16 protein-coding genes and 1 pseudogene are annotated in these 16,779 nt (G+C 64.9%); 6 read left to right on the top strand and 11 right to left on the bottom strand.

Annotation, left to right across the window (positions count from 1 at the left end; genetic code table 11):
- Window positions 1-4 precede the first annotated feature (4 nt).
- From ACFVTG_RS03405 to ssd, 7 genes are all read right to left on the bottom strand, one after another.
- Window positions 5-382, bottom strand: a complete 378-nt coding sequence (locus tag ACFVTG_RS03405; protein WP_390277985.1) for an Rv3654c family TadE-like protein — start codon at window positions 380-382, stop codon at window positions 5-7.
- Window positions 379-984, bottom strand: coding sequence for a TadE family type IV pilus minor pilin (locus ACFVTG_RS03400; protein WP_390277983.1), 606 nt, complete (start codon window positions 982-984; stop codon window positions 379-381). Before ACFVTG_RS03400 ends, ACFVTG_RS03405 begins: the two co-directional genes overlap by 4 nt.
- A gap of 38 nt (window positions 985-1,022) precedes the next feature.
- Window positions 1,023-1,394, bottom strand: coding sequence for a DUF4244 domain-containing protein (locus tag ACFVTG_RS03395; protein WP_390277981.1), 372 nt, complete (start codon window positions 1,392-1,394; stop codon window positions 1,023-1,025).
- Window positions 1,395-1,596: 202 nt separating this feature from the next.
- Window positions 1,597-2,229, bottom strand: coding sequence for a type II secretion system F family protein (locus ACFVTG_RS03390; RefSeq protein ID WP_390277979.1), 633 nt, complete (start codon window positions 2,227-2,229; stop codon window positions 1,597-1,599).
- Window positions 2,229-3,038, bottom strand: a complete 810-nt coding sequence (locus ACFVTG_RS03385; RefSeq protein WP_390277977.1) for a type II secretion system F family protein — start codon at window positions 3,036-3,038, stop codon at window positions 2,229-2,231. The genes ACFVTG_RS03390 and ACFVTG_RS03385 overlap by 1 nt, the downstream gene beginning before the upstream one ends.
- Window positions 3,035-4,288: a TadA family conjugal transfer-associated ATPase gene (locus tag ACFVTG_RS03380; RefSeq protein WP_390277975.1), complete on the bottom strand. Its 1,254-nt coding sequence runs from the start codon at window positions 4,286-4,288 to the stop codon at window positions 3,035-3,037. Before ACFVTG_RS03380 ends, ACFVTG_RS03385 begins: the two co-directional genes overlap by 4 nt.
- Window positions 4,285-5,415 (bottom strand): septum site-determining protein Ssd, encoded by a 1,131-nt coding sequence (ssd, locus tag ACFVTG_RS03375; protein ID WP_390277973.1) that lies wholly within the window; start codon window positions 5,413-5,415, stop codon window positions 4,285-4,287. Before ssd ends, ACFVTG_RS03380 begins: the two co-directional genes overlap by 4 nt.
- A gap of 188 nt (window positions 5,416-5,603) precedes the next feature.
- Here ssd and ACFVTG_RS03370 point away from each other — a divergent pair, with 188 nt between their 5' ends.
- From ACFVTG_RS03370 to ACFVTG_RS03360, 3 genes are all read left to right on the top strand, one after another.
- On the top strand, window positions 5,604-7,298 hold the full coding sequence (locus ACFVTG_RS03370; RefSeq protein ID WP_390278936.1) for a bifunctional 3'-5' exonuclease/DNA polymerase: 1,695 nt from the start codon (window positions 5,604-5,606) through the stop codon (window positions 7,296-7,298).
- A gap of 44 nt (window positions 7,299-7,342) precedes the next feature.
- The gene (locus tag ACFVTG_RS03365) at window positions 7,343-8,206 is read left to right on the top strand and encodes a CHAD domain-containing protein (RefSeq protein ID WP_390277971.1); all 864 of its coding nucleotides are present in this window, start codon (window positions 7,343-7,345) and stop codon (window positions 8,204-8,206) included.
- Window positions 8,207-8,337: 131 nt separating this feature from the next.
- Window positions 8,338-8,616: a DUF1508 domain-containing protein gene (locus ACFVTG_RS03360; RefSeq protein ID WP_350225159.1), complete on the top strand. Its 279-nt coding sequence runs from the start codon at window positions 8,338-8,340 to the stop codon at window positions 8,614-8,616.
- Between the two features lie 72 nt (window positions 8,617-8,688).
- Here the strand turns inward: ACFVTG_RS03360 and ACFVTG_RS03355 are convergent, their stop codons facing one another.
- The 4 genes from ACFVTG_RS03355 to ACFVTG_RS03340 all read right to left on the bottom strand — a co-directional run bounded on the left by ACFVTG_RS03355 (window position 8,689) and on the right by ACFVTG_RS03340 (window position 12,347).
- Entirely contained in the window at window positions 8,689-9,369 is a 681-nt protein-coding gene (locus tag ACFVTG_RS03355; RefSeq protein ID WP_284754096.1) for a CoA pyrophosphatase, read from the bottom strand.
- Entirely contained in the window at window positions 9,366-10,157 is a 792-nt protein-coding gene (gene nth, locus ACFVTG_RS03350) for an endonuclease III (RefSeq protein WP_390277969.1), read from the bottom strand. Before nth ends, ACFVTG_RS03355 begins: the two co-directional genes overlap by 4 nt.
- An 11-nt stretch (window positions 10,158-10,168) precedes the next feature.
- Window positions 10,169-11,347, bottom strand: a complete 1,179-nt coding sequence (locus ACFVTG_RS03345) for a hypothetical protein (RefSeq protein WP_390277967.1) — start codon at window positions 11,345-11,347, stop codon at window positions 10,169-10,171.
- Window positions 11,348-11,579: 232 nt separating this feature from the next.
- On the bottom strand, window positions 11,580-12,347 hold the full coding sequence (locus ACFVTG_RS03340) for a TM2 domain-containing protein (RefSeq protein ID WP_390277965.1): 768 nt from the start codon (window positions 12,345-12,347) through the stop codon (window positions 11,580-11,582).
- Window positions 12,348-13,018: 671 nt separating this feature from the next.
- On the opposite strand from ACFVTG_RS03340, the gene acs reads away from it, so the two are divergent.
- The 3 genes and pseudogenes from acs to ACFVTG_RS03325 all read left to right on the top strand — a co-directional run.
- Window positions 13,019-15,064, top strand: coding sequence for an acetate--CoA ligase (gene acs, locus ACFVTG_RS03335; RefSeq protein ID WP_390277963.1), 2,046 nt, complete (start codon window positions 13,019-13,021; stop codon window positions 15,062-15,064).
- Window positions 15,065-15,263: 199 nt separating this feature from the next.
- Window positions 15,264-16,580 carry an ABC transporter substrate-binding protein gene (locus tag ACFVTG_RS03330; protein WP_390277961.1) on the top strand — a complete coding sequence of 439 codons (1,317 nt, stop codon included), beginning with the start codon at window positions 15,264-15,266 and terminating at the stop codon, window positions 16,578-16,580.
- A gap of 14 nt (window positions 16,581-16,594) precedes the next feature.
- Window positions 16,595-16,779, top strand: a pseudogene (locus tag ACFVTG_RS03325) (hypothetical protein); the annotation flags it as partial.

Here is a 16,779-nt window from a genome sequence, read left to right as displayed (position 1 = left end):
ACGTCTAGGGCGGCGGCCCGGCCCGGGAGCGGCCGGTCGCGGTCCCGAAGACTGCGCCGCGGTCCAGCTCAGTGCGGATCTCCACGATCCCGTCTCCGCCCACTGTGCACGCCGACAGCGAAGCTCCGTGCCGTGCCGCAGTTTCGCTGGCGACCACGCAAGGGTCTCCCGCTGTCAGGCCACGGGCCGCGTCGGCTCCTGCGAGCGCAGCGAGATCGGCGGCAGACGCTGCGCGGTGGGCCATCGCCATGGCCTGGGAAAGGGTCAACGCCGCCGCTAAGCAGATCATGACGACAAGGCCCAGGGCAACAGCCAGGACGGTTCCCGAGCCGTGTTCAAGAACGCGACCGCAATCGCCGGCGCGGGCGCTACCAGCCCTCACGCCGCGACCTCTTCCACAGAAGCGTGGAGCCCCGTCACCGGCACAGCGCCCTTGAAGTCAACAACGCCGTCTCGGTCCGCAAGCAGTGGCACTGTGGCCGATGACGACTGCGGAGCCTCTCCCCTTGCTGATGCCGTCGCCGAAAGCCTCCACGGGATGAGGGAACCCAACGGACCGACGACCCTGTCGGAGACCGTGACGTTGATCCATTCGCCGTCTTCCGCAACGACAGTCGAGGCGGCATCGCCTGCCAGCATCCGAACGATTCCGTTCACGGTTGCGTGGCTATCTCCGCGGGCTAAGGCCCTGGCTCCCGCTCTAGCCGCTTCTTCCAAGCGCAACTGCGTAAGTCCCGCGGCCGATCCTGCCAAGAGCAAGGCCAAAAGAAGCAGAACAGTAGGTAGTGCCACGGCGAATTCCGCAGTGACGGCACCGTATTCGCTCTCAGGAAAGACCCCTCGCCGGCGGTCCCTCCGCGGACCGTGAAGCTTCTCCGCAGGAGGAGGCCGTCTGATCGAAGGAGGCCACTGCCGCGCAGTTCTGAAGGGCCCGGCGAGTCTGGGGCGCCTGGCGAGCCCCGATGCCGATGCCCGCGGCCGCATCGAACTCCCGGCGCAATGCTTTGAAACCCGCAGCGGTGTCATGGCAGGGAGAGCGCGCTGCGAATGAGGTTGAGGAGGAAGCCCCGTACTTCCTCGCTGCGAAGGATGACCACCAAGAGTCCCGCGAAGCCCACTGCGGCAAGCGTGGCGATGGCATACTCTGCCGTTGCCATACCGAGCTCGGACCCCATGAGCCGCATCTTCGACCGTCTCGGAGCGGCCGAATCGTCGCTGGGCCGCGCGCGGCCTGTCTCGGCGTGGGAATGCAAGTGGGTTGGTAGCCGAACGGGCCTGATTCCCTGCGAGCCCGGGAACAGTTCGAGGACTTCGGCCTCGGGCCGAGGAGGGGCAGCGAGGGCCAGGGCCAGGGCGGTCCGGGGGGCCTGTGCGGTATCGACGGTTGCGTTCATTTCGGTTCCTTTCTGCGGGGCCGGCTTGGCTGCCGGCTGTACCTAGACTCTTCCGTTGGCATTTGGGCTTCGAAAGGCCCCAAGTCTCCTAAGTGGAAAACTCCCTTCCGAACGTTCCTGTGGAGGGAAACTGTCTTGTGTGGAGGCAAACTCAAGCGCCGACCCGGGCGGGGATCACAACTATCCACGGCGGGGCTCCCGGCTATCCCCCGGACGGAAGCATTGCCAACAGCACCGGGACCACGCCAAGACAGATGAAGGCAGGCAATGAACACAGACCCAGCGGAATCACGAGTTTCACTCCGAGCGCGGCAGCGCGCTTTTCCGCCATCCTGAACTGTTCACGCCGCAGCCGTGCTGCCTGGGCATAAAGGATTGCCGATGATGGCGCGCCGGTCAGGGCAGCGAAGGCGAGCGCGTCCTTGAGCCTGCGCGCTTCAGCGCACTGTTGGCCCGAACTCCGCCACGCCGTCTCCCAGTCCGTTCCGATGTCGAGGGCTGCAACCACCGTCCTCAGGGGGCGGCTGAGCTGCGGGGAAGCGCATCCGGCGATTAACTCAAGGGAGCGTCCGAGTCCCGCGCCCGAGTCGAGCGTGGCCGCCACCAACTCAAGGATCATGGGCACATTTCGCAGACCTTCCGGCCGCTCGGGATTCCGGGGAGCGCCCACGGCCTCGCCCCTGCGAGCGTTCTCCAGCGGGCACTTGTTCCCGCGTGAGCCTCGAAGCATGCGCAAGGCTGTCCGCCGCCGGGTTCCTCCCTGATGCGCGAGCCCGAGAATTGCCGCAAAGACCAATACCAGGGACACTGCAATGGCAGGGAATGCCGAGCCCATCAGTCAACGCCCACCGCGGCGTGCACCAACCGAGATGACCAGATTCTGCCGGTGACGGTCAGGACACCCCCAGCCGCGAGCGCCGCCAATCCGACCCCGTTGGCCAACAGGACCCCCACCGGATCCACCCCAAGCATCATGCCCAGCCCCAAGCCGAAGACCGGCAGCCACGTTAGAAGGCGCACAGTGGCTTTCGGCCCGGCCAAGGCAGTCTGCCGGGCATCACCGGCGTCGTCCTCAGCCTCAAGCTGGGCGGCGAACCGCGTCAACACGTCGGCCAACGGACAACCACTCGCCTCCGCCACGTCCACGCAGGCGGCCAGTTCTCCCCAGATTCGGTATTCACCGGGATTCCCGCCCTTAAGATTCTTCCCTGACGACGTTCTGATGGCTTCGGCTACCGACGTCCCGATCATCGAGGCCGCCCGCGCTGCCGCGAGAACCTGGAGAGACCCAGACGACAGCTTCGGTAATCCCGGGGCCTTCGCTCGCGCTTTGCGGACATCGGAGTCGCTCGAAGCAAAGCGGTGCTCCGAGTCGCCGTGTACGATCCAGAGTTCCTCCCAGAGCCTCGACGTCGAACGGCCGCCCCGGAGCAGAGCGGCCAACTGCTGTACGAGTACCGTGAGCGGCAATGCATCCGGGCGGGAGCGCTTCCGCGGCATGCGCACCCCAGCGGCGGCCCCATCGCCAGCCCCAGCCGGGGCAGCACGCGGCAAAGCGCGCGCTACCCGTTTGCCAAGTCGCCGGGATGGCTGCAAGACCACCCACGCACCGGCCGCCAGGACCAGAATGAGTAATCCGCTCACGCGACCGCTCCGAGGTGATCTGCGCGGGAGATCGGCCCGAGTGGCCCAGACAAAAGCCCAGGGTCCAGCTCAAGTCGAGCTGCAAGGTCCCTCCACGCGGGGCCGGCAACGGCGACACCGGCCCGCAGATCAACGGCGGGGACGATCGATTGGGCGGACTCGTCCTCCGCCAACAATCCAATGCAGGAAACTCTTCTGCCGGCAGGCGTCCGCTCGACGTGGACCACTGCGTCCAATGCTGTTGAAAGCTGCAGCTGAACAGCTTCCCGACTCAAGCCTGCGAGCGCGCCCAAGGCCACGAGCCTGGCCGGGACGGCGGAGGCAGTGTTTGCATGGATAGTGCCTCCGCCACCCGTATGGCCGGTATTGAGCGCCGTCAACAGCTCACGGACTTCCGCACCCCGGCACTCGCCCACAATCAACCGATCCGGCCGCATCCGCAGCGCCTGCCGAACGAGTTCGCCAAGGTCGAGTGCACCCCCTCCTTCAAGGTTTCCGTGCCTGGACTCAAGGGAGACCACGTGAGGGTGCACCGGGTTCAACTCCGAAGCGTCTTCAATCAGGACAAGCCGATCATGGGGGCTACTCAATGCGAGCATCGTGGACAGCAATGTGGTCTTCCCGGAACCGGTGGCACCACTGATCAGGAAACTCAACCTGCGGTCAACCATGGCCTGCAGCACCTGTTGGACGGGCGCCCCGAACATGCCTCCGGCACGCAGCTCGTCCATGGAGAAAACCTCCTCGCGCCGAATCCGAACGGACAACAAAGTTCCGGCGGCGGAAATCGGAGGCAGCACCGCGTGCACCCGGTATCCGCCGTCGAGACGGACATCGACGCACGGCGAACCGTCGTCCAAACGACGCCCACCGGCCGCCACAAGCCGGGAGGCCAAGGCCCGGATCTGAGGTTCGCCGTCGAATCGCACCTGGGCCCGTTCCAGTCCCTTGCCGCGGTCGAACCACACGGAGTCCGGGCCATTCACGAAGATGTCCGTCACCGAGGCATCGTGTGCAAGCTGTTGGAGGGGTCCAAGTCCGCTCAATTCGGCGCTGATCGATTCGACGGCGGCAAGCGCCCCTGCGGTCCCGAGCAGCCTGCCCGTGGCATGGACGGCCGCTGCCACGCGTGACGGAGTGACCGGTCCGGCGTCGGCCATGACGGTTTCCCGGACGGTTTCAAGGAGCGCGGCGTCCAAGAGCCGGGTCTTGCGTCGACGCTCGCCGCCCGGGAATGCGGAGGCACTCATACTGCTCCGTCGTCGAGTAGTTGAAGGACGGATTCCGCAAAGCGACGCACGGCCTTGCGCTTACCGAATTCCAGAAGGCGTCCGAGCTCAGCCGCCGCGGCAGTACCGCGGAGTTCGGGGAGAACGCCGTGAAGGGGCAGGCCAAGCGATTCGGCTATGAGGGGTCCGTCAAGGACCGTACCCGCATTTCCGCGGATTACCAGGGCTGTGTCAACGGGCGGCAGCTCCTGGAGAAGCCTGGCCGCAGCTACTGCTGCGCGGAGTTGGGCCGGTACCACAAGGAGGATCCTGTCGCAGTCCCAGGCAAAGCTGCCAAGCGATTCCGTTCCGCGGCCGATATCGACAATGATTAGTTCAAATCCCCGTCTCGCCGCGTCAAGGACAGCCGCGACGGCCCCAGGCTCCGCGCTCAGGGGACGGTCGCGACTACCCGGCCAGGACAGGAAGGAGAATCCTCCGGCTTGGGGCAGTGAATCGCTTAGCTGCCCGGTGCCGATGCTCCCGCTGGCACCCGCGAGATCGGGCCAGCGCAGCCCTGGCGCATCTTCGGCGGCCAGGCAAAGCTCGAGGCCCCCTCCGCGGGGATCGCCATCAACCAGGAGCGTCCGTATGCCGTGGACGGCCGCTTCGTTAGCCAACCAGACGGCAGCCGTGGACGCGCCCGCTCCGCCGCATCCTCCTGTCACCCCGAGCACCATTCCTCCGGGGTCCGGATCTTGGGACCTACCGAGGTGCTCCGCCAGCCAGGCTGCAGCTTCCGGCAACACAGCCACGCGTTCGGCCCCCAGCGCCGCTCCCAATTCCCACAAAGCGTCCCCTTCACTGTTGAGGCCCAGCAAGACTGAAGGCGCACGACGACGGGGCGGAAGTTCGCGGACATCGCTGCCAAGAAGCACCATCCCCACGGTGTCCCACAGGGGCAAGGCACCGGATGAATCGACGACTGTCCGGAGACTGGCACCGACAGCGGCTGCGATCCTTTCTGTTTCGGCTTGTAACCTGACATTCGCCGTCACCAGAAGGACCTCCCCGGAACTGGCAGGAAGCCACGGGTCCCCGGACACCGGGTCTGGCTCCGCCCCGCTTCCACCATTGTTGGGGTTCCGTTCGAGATGTTGCCCGCTCATGAAGCCACTATCTCCGTTTCGCCACGAGCATTGGAGGCCTGTATCGGCGTATGTGGATAAGCAACCACAACAACCCCTGTGGAGGACCAGTCCGCGTGCCGACGGAAGCAGCCCCGGACAAAAGCTTGCGGACGGCAACTGTCCGCAAAGTGCAAGGCTCCACGGAATCACAGGGCAGAATTGTCAGCATGTACCTGCTGCTCGCCGCCCATCCAGACGGCGCAGCCATTGAGGAAATCAACGCTGCCGGAGTAGCCCGGGCAGAACCGCGCGTCGTACGAAAGGCCGATCTCGCCGGCGTCGTAAGCGTCTTGGAGAAGGGCCGTCCGCGCTGGGTCTGGAACCGGACCCAGGATTGGTACCCGGCGATGCTCCAGGCCGGGGTGGAGCTGGAACGTTGCCATGACCTCACGCTCTGCCGCGCCATCCTGGTCCATTCTGAGTTCACGGCCCACACGGACTATGCCCGCAGCGCGGAAAAGCTCACGCAGGACGATGAAATGCCGGTTCCGCCGCGGGTCCTCCAGCCTCCCCCTCCGCCCGCCGAGCAGGACGCACTGTTCGACGAGCTTGTCCCGCGCAGCACCCAGCCAAGCCTGAACGAGATCGGGGCCGAGTTCGCGGCCCAGCAACACGCGCTCGGCCAGGCCTCAAGGGAAGAAGGCCGGCAGCACCGCCTTAAACTGCTGCTGGCTGCGGAATCCGCCGGGGCCATGATTGCCGCCGAAATGCAGTTCACGGGTGTGCCCTGGCAGGAGGCGTTGCACGAAGAAATCCTGGAAGGCCATCTGGGTCCCCGGCCTCCAACTGGCCACCGGCCAGCCAGGCTGGAGGCGCTCTGCAATGAGCTTCGAGGGATTCTCCACTCTCCGAAGCTGAATCCGGATTCACCCCAGGACCTCATGCGAGCCCTGCACCGGAACGGCATCGAAGTAAAAACCACGCGCCAGTGGGAACTCAAGGAATCGAAGCATGCGGCCATCGAGCCACTGCTGGAGTACAAGAAGCTCTCCCGCTTGTTCGCTGCGAACGGCTGGTCGTGGCTGGACGCGTGGGTGAGCGAAGGGCGGTTCCGCCCCGAATACGTGGTGGGGGGCGTGGTTTCCGGCCGTTGGGCGTCGAGGGGAGGCGGGGCGTTGCAGATCCCTCGCCAGATCCGGGGCGCGGTGCATGCCGATCCGGGGCACAAATTGATCGTCGCGGACGCGTCCCAGCTCGAGCCCCGGGTTCTGGTGGCGCTGGCGCAGGACTCGAAGATGGCCGAGGCTGCGCGGGACAAGGATTTGTACGCCGGCATCGCCGCACAGGGCTTCGGTGGCGATCGCTCGAAGGCCAAGATCGCCTTGCTGGGCGCAATTTACGGTGCTACCACAGGCGAATCCGGGCGCCTCATGCCACAGCTGACCAGGACTTATCCCCGGGCGGTCGGCTTCGTCGAACAGGCAGCCCGCGACGGCGAAGGCGGCCGCACCGTAACCTCAAGGTTGGGCCGCAGCAGCCCGCCGCCGTCGGAACGCTGGATCCGCAGCCAGCAATCCACGACGGCGGAAGAACAGCGGCGCGCGGACAGCATCGCCCGCTCGCGCGGGCGTTTCACGCGGAACTTTGTGGTGCAGGGTTCCGCGGCGGACTGGGCGTCGTGCTGGCTCGCCGAACTTCGACGGCGGCTGCGCACCGCGCGTGCCGACGGCCTGCCTGCCGGGGAACTCGTGTTCTTCCTGCACGACGAAGTCATGGTCCACGCGCCCGCAGAGTCGGTTGAAACGTGCATCAAGGCCATCGAGGAGGCCGCGGCCGCCGCGAAGGAACTGTTGTTCGGGCGGATTCCGGTGGAATTTCCGGTGAGTATCGCCGTCGTCGATTCTTACGACAAAGCCAAGTAAGAGGCACTATTGCCCCGGGGGCGACAGCAGAGGACGATTGCCCCGTGGGAAACAAGGGCCAGGCACCACTGGCTGCATATATCGCCTTCCAACTGACCGAGCTGGAAGGACAATTGCCGCTGATTGAAGCGGCCGATCCGGAAGCCGTACACAACGCCAGGCTTGCCCTTCGCCGGCTCCGTTCAGTCCTCAGCTGCTATCGCGGCATGATCCCTAAACTTCCCCGGCCGGCCAGCGAGGAAGTCCGCTGGCTCGCAACTTCACTCGGCGAGTCCAGGGATGCCTATGTCCTGGCGCAGAGGATACGGCTATCGCTCGACACAAAGGATTCCTGGAAAAGCCCCGAAGCCGTGCGCCAGGCCGTGGAGGAACTGGAAGCGTCCAGCGCCCGGCTGGCCGCTGCCCTTGGCGGGCACAAGCGCAGCAAGCGCACGGTGCGGGCCGCAAGGGCAGCGCTGTTGGAAGTCCCTGCCGGCAGGGAATACAAACACCCGACGGCGGACCTTGCGGAGCGCCTCCAGGCCCGGTGGGAGCGGTTGCAGCACAGCATCGCGGAGCAGGCAGGCAGCAGCGACCCGGAGGTCCGCAACGCTGCGCTCCACCAAGCACGCAAGGACGTCAAGTGCCTCCGTTACTCAGTGGAGGCAGTCGCGGACGCCTTCAGCCATCACGCTTCCGGGGTGATCCAGCCGGCGATCGGCCTGCAGCGGTTGTTGGGCGAGCAACATGACGCTGTCGTGGCTGGCGAATGGATCAGGGAACTGGCAAAAAACCCCAGCATTGACGCCGAAGACGCCCAAAGGCTGGAATCGATGGAAGTCCGGCGGCGACTCAACGCCGAAGAAGAGTTCCGGATGGCGATCGCCGAATACCCCGTGCCGGCGCCGAGGCGCGCACTGATCTTTTGAAGCCCGGAACCATAACCGCCAGCGGGGCCGAAAGCTAGTCATATGGCGGAAACGAACCCGGCATGACTCAGGCAAGTAATGTACCCCGAAGTAACTTCAGCGCTCCCCTTCCTTCTGGATAGTCTCGCCTTATGGCGTTCGAAGTGAGAAGCGCCACAGTGCAAAGACGCGCTCACTGTGCGGGCAGTATTCAAGGGGGAACAGCAACGATGGCTGGACGATTCGAAATTCTCAGAGACGGCGAAGATGGCTACCGGTTTCGGCTGACGGCTTCCGATGGAACCCTGGTGGCGGAATCGCCGCGGTTCAAACACCTGAAAGCCGTAGTGGCGGGGATCAACGCCGTACGGGAAAATGCCGCCACGGGCATCGTCGTGGATCACTCAAAACCTGCCCGACGCGCAGCGTAGTGGGCCGGGCGGGGGCCCGGGGGCATCGGCCCGGAGTGTTCCCGGGTGGGGCGGCACGCCTAAAGCGGGAAGCTAGATCTCGATCTCAAGCAGCCGTTCCGTGTCCCACGGAACAGTCCAGCCCAAAGCATCGAACAGGCCGCTGAGCACCATCCCGGTGAAACCCCAGACGACTAGTCCGTTGACCTGGAAGACGGGGCTTGAGAAGGTCCGGCCGAGTCGCGTGAGCGTCCCGGTGTATCGGTTGTCGGGATCCAAGAGGTCCCGCACCGGGACACGGAACACTTGAGCGGACTCAGCGTAGTCCACCACCCTCACAGGCGAGGGCGACGCCCACCATGCCAAGACCGGGGTGACCACGAAATTACTGCGGATCAGGCCTAGTTCCGGCATGACACCCAGCACCTGCACGCCCCCGCTGTCCAGACCGGTCTCCTCGACTGCTTCCCGGATGGCTGCAGCGACGGCCGATTCATCCCCGGGATCGATACTTCCGCCGGGGAACGCCACCTGTCCCGGATGGTCGTCCAAGGTGTGGGCGCGTTCCAGAAGCAACACATCCAAATCCGCCGGGGCCACCGGTTTCCCTGATTGGGCGGGGACGTCGTCCAAGACGCCGAAGAGCATGAGCACGGCCGCTTTTCGCGCCTTGTCCGGATCTATAGTCGCGGCCGCAATCCGCGGATCAGGGCCCGGATGCAGCCCGGAATCAATCCTTGTAATGAGACTGACGAGGTCCTCGAGCGCGGTCATCCCGGTCTCCTTTGCGATTCCATCCGAATCTCCGCCGCGCGATGAGTCTCGGCAAGCAGCTTTGCGAGAAGCGCTTCGTTGCCCGGCGCCAGTTCGTATTTAAGCAACTTGGCCGCTTTGACGGGGTCCTTTTCGCCTTCGCCGTAACTCGGGCACCAATTGGCCACGGCACACGCTCCGCACGCTGGCCGGCGCGCATGGCAAACCCTGCGGCCGTGGAAAACCACACGATGGGACAGCATGGTCCAGTCCCGGGGCTCGAACAGCTCCGCGACATCGAACTCGATCTTCACCGGATCCTCGGACGTCGTCCAGCCAAATCGGCGCGCCAGCCTGCCAAAGTGCGTGTCCACAGTGATTCCAGGGACGCCGAACGCGTTGCCCAGCACCACATTTGCCGTTTTTCGCCCGACGCCGGGAAGCGTCACCAGGTCTTCCAGCCTGCCGGGAACCTCGCCGTCGAACTCGTCCACCAAGCGTGTGCTGAGCGCCAGGACGTTCTTCGCCTTGGCACGGAAGAAGCCGGTGGGCTGCAGGATCGCCTCCAGCTCGGCAAGCTCGGCCTCGGCGATGCTCCGGGCATCCGGATAGCGCGCGAACAGGATCTTGGTGACCTGGTTGACCAGCACATCCGTGGTCTGGGCGGACAGCACCGTGGCCACCACCAGCTCGAACGGGTTCCGGAAATCAAGCTCAGCGTGGGCGTAGGGATAGAGCTCAGCGAGCGCCTTGTTGATTTTGCGCGCGCGCCGCTTCAAAGCCAGCGGGGTTTCGACGACGGTGTCCACGGCCGGCCTGGTTAGCCGCGTTCGATGTGGCTGAGATCGCGCAGGACGCCCACTTTGCCATCAGTATCCTGGACGAGGAATTCCTCGCCGCGGTCTTCGAGTGCCAGGACCCACGCGCCCGGTTCGATGGTGAAGGCGGGCATCCGGGTGTGCTCGTCGACAACGACGCGGGGGTGGGCCACTGCGAACCAGAATGCCTCATACCCGGATTCGTCCCTTCGCGTGGCTGGGTCAACGGTGGCGCCGATGGGCTCGTGCACCCGGGGCTGGTTGACCGTGCCGATGTGCTGGGTGGCGGGCCCGGTGCCGGCGTCTGGGCCGCCGACAATGGGCGTAGCCATGGTGGCGGCGGGCATGTGCTTGGGCTCCTCGGGCGTGGGCGCCTGCGCTTCCCGTGCGCCGTCGGCAACTGCCGCCTCTGCGGATTCGGCAGGCGCGACGGCGGCGGCTTCGGTGGGTGCTTCAGGTGCGGAAGGGGTCTCTGCCGGTGCGGCGGTGGTTGCTGCCGGAGCCCAGTGGGCGGGAGCTTCGGGCATGGAAGTTCCAGGCCCGGAAGCAGCGACCGCAGTTTCCGGCCTCGGCGCGACCGGCTCAGGCTTGGCCGGCTTCGGCGCGGCAGGCTTGCGCGTTGGAATGGCCGACTCGCGGGCCACAACGTGCGCGGGCTGTTCGGCCCGGCCCTTGAAGTCGTCGCGGAGGAGGGGCAAGTGGGGAGCCAGGACCGTCGCAGCCAGAAGACCTACCGAGCCAATGAGTCCGACGAGCACGAAAACGGTAAACGCGCCTGCTGCGGACAGGAAGAACAGGGTCACGGCGAACGACGCCACGACGGACGCGAACTGGTCAGTCGAAAGGGAGCCGATTCGCACAATGTTCCCCGGCTGCAGGCGGCGGGCAACGAACAAAGCGGCAACAACGAGGGGAAGAATGATGCCCAGCGCCAGGAAGAAAAGGTTATCGAGGTTCCACAGGTTGTAGCGCCCGCCAAACATCGGCAGGAGGGACCCCACAAACATCAGCAAGGTGGAACCGAAAACGGTCACGTCCCGGATGGTGAACGGACCCAGTACGGCTTGGTACTTCGGGGAGGTCACGCTGCCGGGCTGTGGCGCCACGGATCCAGTTGCTGCTTCGGGGGCCGATCCGGGCGTCTGCGCGCCGTTCTTCGGACCTAGGCTCGTCTGGTTCATGTGCAAATCTCCTTAGTACGGCGGTGTTCCGGACGCTGCCGCTCAAGGCTGCACCCAGTATTTTCCGGGCCGGACCGGGCGGCAAGTTTTCGCGTCTCGAGACCTCTTCAGCCTATGCCACCCGTCTGACAGTCCACTAGTTGAAGCCATTACGAAAGCTGGATGCGAACGGGTGAAAGCAGAATGGCTCCGCACGGGTGACCCGTGCGGAGCCATAGTGCAGCTTCCAAAGCTACTGCGGGGTCACCTGGAGACGCGCAGCCTCCTGCAGAAGCGGCGTCGTGATGATCACAGTCGATGTGCCCGGCGCGATGTCGAAAGCGACGTTGCCGCGAGCCTTGTCGCCGGGAAGGACAACGCCGGAGCCAAGTGCGCCGTCGACAAACATCTCAACGTCGCCCTTGCGGCCGTCCGCATCCTTCGCCTCAAAGTACAACGGGTTCGAGGAGGTCTTGCCCTTCTCGGTCTCCCACAGAACATCGAGGATCAGGTAACCGCCATTTTTGGCGGGCGCGTTCAGGGTCGCGTTCGCCGTCGCCGAGTACTTGGCCGAAACGATAGTCACCTTGGCAACGTTGCCATCGCCCATATCGACGGACATCGGCTGGCCGACTGTGTATCCGGCGGGTGCCGCGGCGGTCGTAGCCCCGGGGTTCGAGGCAGCGGATGCGGCCGGAACGACAGCGGTAGACCCGCTCGGCGTGGTGGAGGCACCGACTCTGGCAATGTTAAAGACGACGCTCAAGAGTATCAACGCCAAGGTCACGATCAAGGCCACCGTCTTGTGCTTCTCGTAGCCAGCCAGCTTGTAGCCCTGTTTGTCGGTTTGCTTGTTCGTCAGAAGCAGGATCAGGTCAATCAGTGACCAAATACCCAAACCACCAAGCGTGACCAACTTCAGAATGCCTGTGCCGATCTTGCCCAAGTAGAACCGGTCAACGCCGAGTCCGCCAAGGAGAAGTGCCAATAGCCAAGCTGTCAGGAATGACTTGTTACCCACAAACTGTCCACCGGGAACCGCGCCAGGGTAACCGACTGGTGCTGCCTGATACCCAGGGTATCCGGCAGGTGCGCCCTGATACCCCGGATACTGACCAGATGTCTGTGCGGGTCCTCCCGCGTATGGTCCGGGTTGTGGTGAGCCGGGGGCTGGATATCCGGCGGGAGGTCCTACAGGAGGGGTGTTCTGACTCATGGGGATTCCTTTCGATAGGCGCGACCTTGCGCCTTGCGGAAAAGTGTGAAGCGGGTGTTCCGCGGCAGTGTTAGCCGTTGCGGACGATGAATGGGATCCCGTTGCGGGACGCGGCGTAGGCGGCTCTGTGCTCTATGGCGGGCTCATGTGGTGCTCGCTTCCCCCAAGAAATGAGTGGCTTTAGCCGCCCAACAAGCAAAGGCTACTTAGTGACCGACTTCGTGTCCACCAAATTTGTTAATCAGGGCCGAGGTCAAGAGCCTTCGCCGCCGTTCGGCGCGAATCACCCGCCGCTCACGGTCCGGATTGTGACCGCGGACACCTGTTGTCGGCTCAAAACGCTAAGGTGGGTTCCGGAAAAGCTCTTTGCGGAATCCCGTGAGGCGCCGCAGCCCAACGTCGTGCAAGATTGGCGGGTGGGGCGGCCCCGCTACGGGACAACCGCGCGGCAGAGATCGATGAATGATGAGGTTCACATGTCCCAGGACGCCAATGGATCGACGACCACCGCTGCACCCGGATCCGACGGGGCAGGCAACGGCGATGCCCTCGAAAATCTTCTCCACGAGAACCGGAAGTTCGCGCCCACCGCTGAGTTCGCGGCCAACGCGGTAGTCGGCGCCGGAGTCTATGCGGAAGCGAATGCGGACCGTCCCGCGTTCTGGGCAAAGCAGGCCCGGGAACTGCTGGACTGGGACACGGACTTCACCCAGGCCCTGGACTGGTCCAACCCGCCCTTCGCGAAGTGGTTCGTCGGCGGCAAGGTCAACGCCGCGTACAACGCCCTGGACCGGCACGTGGAGAACGGGCTCGGGGACCGGGTGGCCATCCACTTCGAAGGCGAACCGGGCGACACCCGCTCCTACACCTACGCGCAGCTCACCGAAGAGGTGAAGAAGGCCGCGAACGCCTTCGAGTCCCTCGGCGTGGCCAAGGGCGACCGGGTGGCCGTGTACCTGCCCATGATCCCCGAAGCCGTCATCACCATGCTGGCCTGTGCCCGGATCGGGGCCGTGCACTCGGTGGTGTTCGGCGGCTTCTCCGCCGACGCCCTGCGCTCGAGGATCGATGACGCCGAGGCCAAGCTCGTGGTCACCGCGGACGGCACGTACCGGCGCGGGAAGCCCAGCCCGCTCAAGCCCGCCGTGGACCAGGCCCTGTCCACAGAAGGCCACACCGTGCAGAACGTCGTGGTGGTCAAGCGCAACGGTCAGGACGTCGACTGGCACGAGGGCCGGGACCAGTGGTGGGAGGACACCGTCGGGACCGCTTCCGGTGAGCACACCGCCGTCGGGCATGACGCCGAGCACCCGCTGTTCATCCTGTACACCTCCGGGACCACCGGTAAGCCCAAGGGCATCCTGCACACCACCGGTGGCTACCTGACCCAGACCGCGTACACCCACAGGGCGGTCTTCGACCTGCACCCCGAGACGGACGTGTTCTGGTGCACCGCCGACGTCGGATGGGTCACCGGCCACTCGTACGTCGCCTACGCCCCGCTGGTCAACGGCGCCACCCAGGTCATGTACGAGGGCACCCCGGATTCCCCGCACCAGGGCCGCTGGTGGGAAATCGTGGAGAAGTACAAGGTCTCCATCCTGTACACCGCCCCGACGGCGATCCGGACGTTCATGAAGTGGGGCCGGGACATCCCTGCCAAGTACGATCTGTCCTCGATCCGGGTCCTGGGCTCGGTGGGTGAGCCCATCAACCCCGAGGCCTGGATGTGGTACCGGGACGTCATCGGCTCCAACGCCGGGAACAACGGGGAAAAGAAGGAACACCCCGCCCCGATCGTGGACACCTGGTGGCAGACCGAGACCGGCGCCCAGATGATCGCGCCCCTGCCGGGCGTGACCGCGACCAAGCCGGGTTCGGCGCAGGTCCCGCTGCCGGGCATCGCGATCGACGTCGTGGACGAGGCCGGGGAGTCCGTCCCGGACGGGCACGGCGGCTACCTCGTGGTCCGCGAACCCTGGCCCGCGATGCTGCGGGGCATCTGGGGCGACCCGGAACGGTTCAAGGACACCTACTGGTCCCGCTTCGAGGGCATGTACTTCGCCGGGGACGGGGCCAAGAAGGACGAAGACGGAGACGTGTGGCTCCTGGGCCGGGTGGATGACGTCATGAACGTCTCCGGGCACCGGCTCTCCACCACCGAAATCGAATCCGCGCTCGTGTCCCACCCCTGGGTGGCGGAGGCCGCCGTCGTCGGGGCTTCCGACGAAACCACCGGCCAGGCCGTGGTCGCGTTCGTGATCCTGCGTGAATCCGCCCCGTCGGGACAGGACAGCGGCGACGCCACCGTCGCCGAGCTGCGCAACCACGTGGGCAAGGAAATCGGCCCCATCGCCAAACCCAGGCACATCCTCGTGGTCCCCGAACTGCCCAAGACACGCTCCGGCAAGATCATGCGCCGCCTCCTAAAGGACGTCGCAGAAGGCCGCGAAGTGGGCGACGCCACCACCCTCTCCGACCCCACGATCATGGCCCAGATCGCTGAGTCGTTGAAGAAGTAGGCTCTGTCACAATCAAGCCAGGCCCTCAAGGCCGGCCAGGCCAAGGCGGTGGTCCTCCCCAAAGAGGACCGCCGCTTTTGTCTTAAAACCCTCCGTCGCAAGAATGTTATATTTAGTTCTTTCATGTTCTCTTTTGAGCGGTTATAGTCGAGTTCTACGTGAGAAAACTCACAAGCACCACGCTTTCAAGGGAGAGAACATGGCAGCGCAACTTGACCCGTTCCAGTCGGCCCACAATGCTGGCCCTGGACGCCGCACCATCCTGAAAACGCTCGGAATCAGTGCCGCGGGGCTCGCCGGCATTCCGCTGCTGGCTGCTTGCACGGGTGGCTCCGGGCCGGCTCCGGGAGCCTCATCGAGCAGCCTGACCTTCGGCTCCGGTTCCTCGGACGACGTTCCCAAGGCCGCCTACAAAGCCGTCACCGATGCCTTCACCAAGAAGTCCGGCATCACCGTGGCCACCAACGTCGTCCCGCACAACGACTTCCAGAACAAGATCAACTCCTACCTCCAGGGCAGCCCCGACGATGCCTTCACGTGGTTCGCCGGCTACCGCATGCAGTACTACGCGGGCAAGGGCCTGCTGGCTCCCGTGGATGACGTGTGGGCAACGATCGGCAGCAACTTCTCCGACGCCATGAAGAAGGCCTCCACCGGGCCGGACGGCAAGATGTACCTCGTCCCCAACTACAACTACCCCTGGGGCTTCTTCTACCGGAAGAGCTTCTGGGCCGAAAAGGGCTACGCAGTGCCCAAGACGTTCGACGAGCTGAAGACCCTGGCGGCCAAGATGAAAACCGACGGAATCATCCCCATCGGCTTCGCGGACAAGGACGGCTGGCCGGCCATGGGCACCTTCGACTACATCAACATGCGCCTCAATGGCTACCAGTTCCACATCGACCTGACCGCCCACAAGGAAAGCTGGGACCAGAAGAAGGTCAGCGACGTCTTCGACACCTGGAAGGCCCTCCTGCCGTTCCAGGACCCCAATGCCCTCGGCCAGACGTGGCAGGACGCGGCCAAGGCCCTCGAAGCCAAGAAGACCGGCATGTACCTGTTGGGTTCGTTCGTGACCCAGCAATTCACGGATCCCGCGGTGCTGGCGGACATCGATTTCTTCCCGTTCCCGGAAATCGCCGTGGAAGGCACCGACGCCGTCGAGGCCCCCATCGACGGGTTGCTCCTGTCCAAGAAGGGCGGCGACAACAAGGCGGCGCACGACTTCCTGGCATTCATGGGATCCGCCGAAGGCCAGAACGCCTATTCAGCCGTGGACACCTCGAACATCGCCACCGTCAAGGGCGCCGACACGTCAAAGTTCACCCCGCTGAACAAGAAGTGCGCGGACACCATCGCCAACGCCAAGTACATCAGCCAGTTCCTGGACCGGGACGCTCTCCCCGCCATGGCCAACAACGTGATGATCCCCGCGCTGCAGTCCTTCATCAAGGACGGCACCGTGGACGTCAAGAACCTTGAAGCGCAGGCCAAGACCCTTTACGCAGCCCAGTAGCTGAAGGAATCCCCATGAGTACTACCGCCGAGAAACCGGCAGCACCGGACAGCGAACCCGGTGCTGCCGGGCGAACCACGGCCGGCAAGAGCCAGCCCGGCACGGGCAGGCGGACCGGCAAAGCAGGCAGGGTCCGCCGCCTTACGCGCCGTGACAAGATCGTCCTCGCGGTCATGGTGGGCGTGCCGACCCTGATCCA

This window comes from Arthrobacter sp. NPDC058127, from assembly GCF_042884555.1.
Classification (GTDB): domain Bacteria; phylum Actinomycetota; class Actinomycetes; order Actinomycetales; family Micrococcaceae; genus Arthrobacter.
The sequence above is the reverse complement of the archived record's forward strand: the minus strand, read 5'-3'. Positions and strand labels throughout refer to the sequence as shown.

Coding starts and splice junctions, on each gene's coding strand:
- ACFVTG_RS03400 (WP_390277983.1), bottom strand. CDS start 984: ATGCGGCCGCGGGCATCGGCATCGGGGCTCGCCAGGCGCCCCAGACTC.
- ACFVTG_RS03395 (WP_390277981.1), bottom strand. CDS start 1,394: ATGAACGCAACCGTCGATACCGCACAGGCCCCCCGGACCGCCCTGGCC.
- ACFVTG_RS03390 (WP_390277979.1), bottom strand. CDS start 2,229: ATGGGCTCGGCATTCCCTGCCATTGCAGTGTCCCTGGTATTGGTCTTT.
- ACFVTG_RS03380 (WP_390277975.1), bottom strand. CDS start 4,288: ATGAGTGCCTCCGCATTCCCGGGCGGCGAGCGTCGACGCAAGACCCGG.
- ssd (WP_390277973.1), bottom strand. CDS start 5,415: ATGAGCGGGCAACATCTCGAACGGAACCCCAACAATGGTGGAAGCGGG.
- ACFVTG_RS03370 (WP_390278936.1), top strand. CDS start 5,604: ATGTACCTGCTGCTCGCCGCCCATCCAGACGGCGCAGCCATTGAGGAA.
- ACFVTG_RS03360 (WP_350225159.1), top strand. CDS start 8,338: ATGGCGTTCGAAGTGAGAAGCGCCACAGTGCAAAGACGCGCTCACTGT.
- ACFVTG_RS03355 (WP_284754096.1), bottom strand. CDS start 9,369: ATGACCGCGCTCGAGGACCTCGTCAGTCTCATTACAAGGATTGATTCC.
- ACFVTG_RS03345 (WP_390277967.1), bottom strand. CDS start 11,347: ATGAACCAGACGAGCCTAGGTCCGAAGAACGGCGCGCAGACGCCCGGA.
- acs (WP_390277963.1), top strand. CDS start 13,019: ATGTCCCAGGACGCCAATGGATCGACGACCACCGCTGCACCCGGATCC.
- ACFVTG_RS03330 (WP_390277961.1), top strand. CDS start 15,264: ATGGCAGCGCAACTTGACCCGTTCCAGTCGGCCCACAATGCTGGCCCT.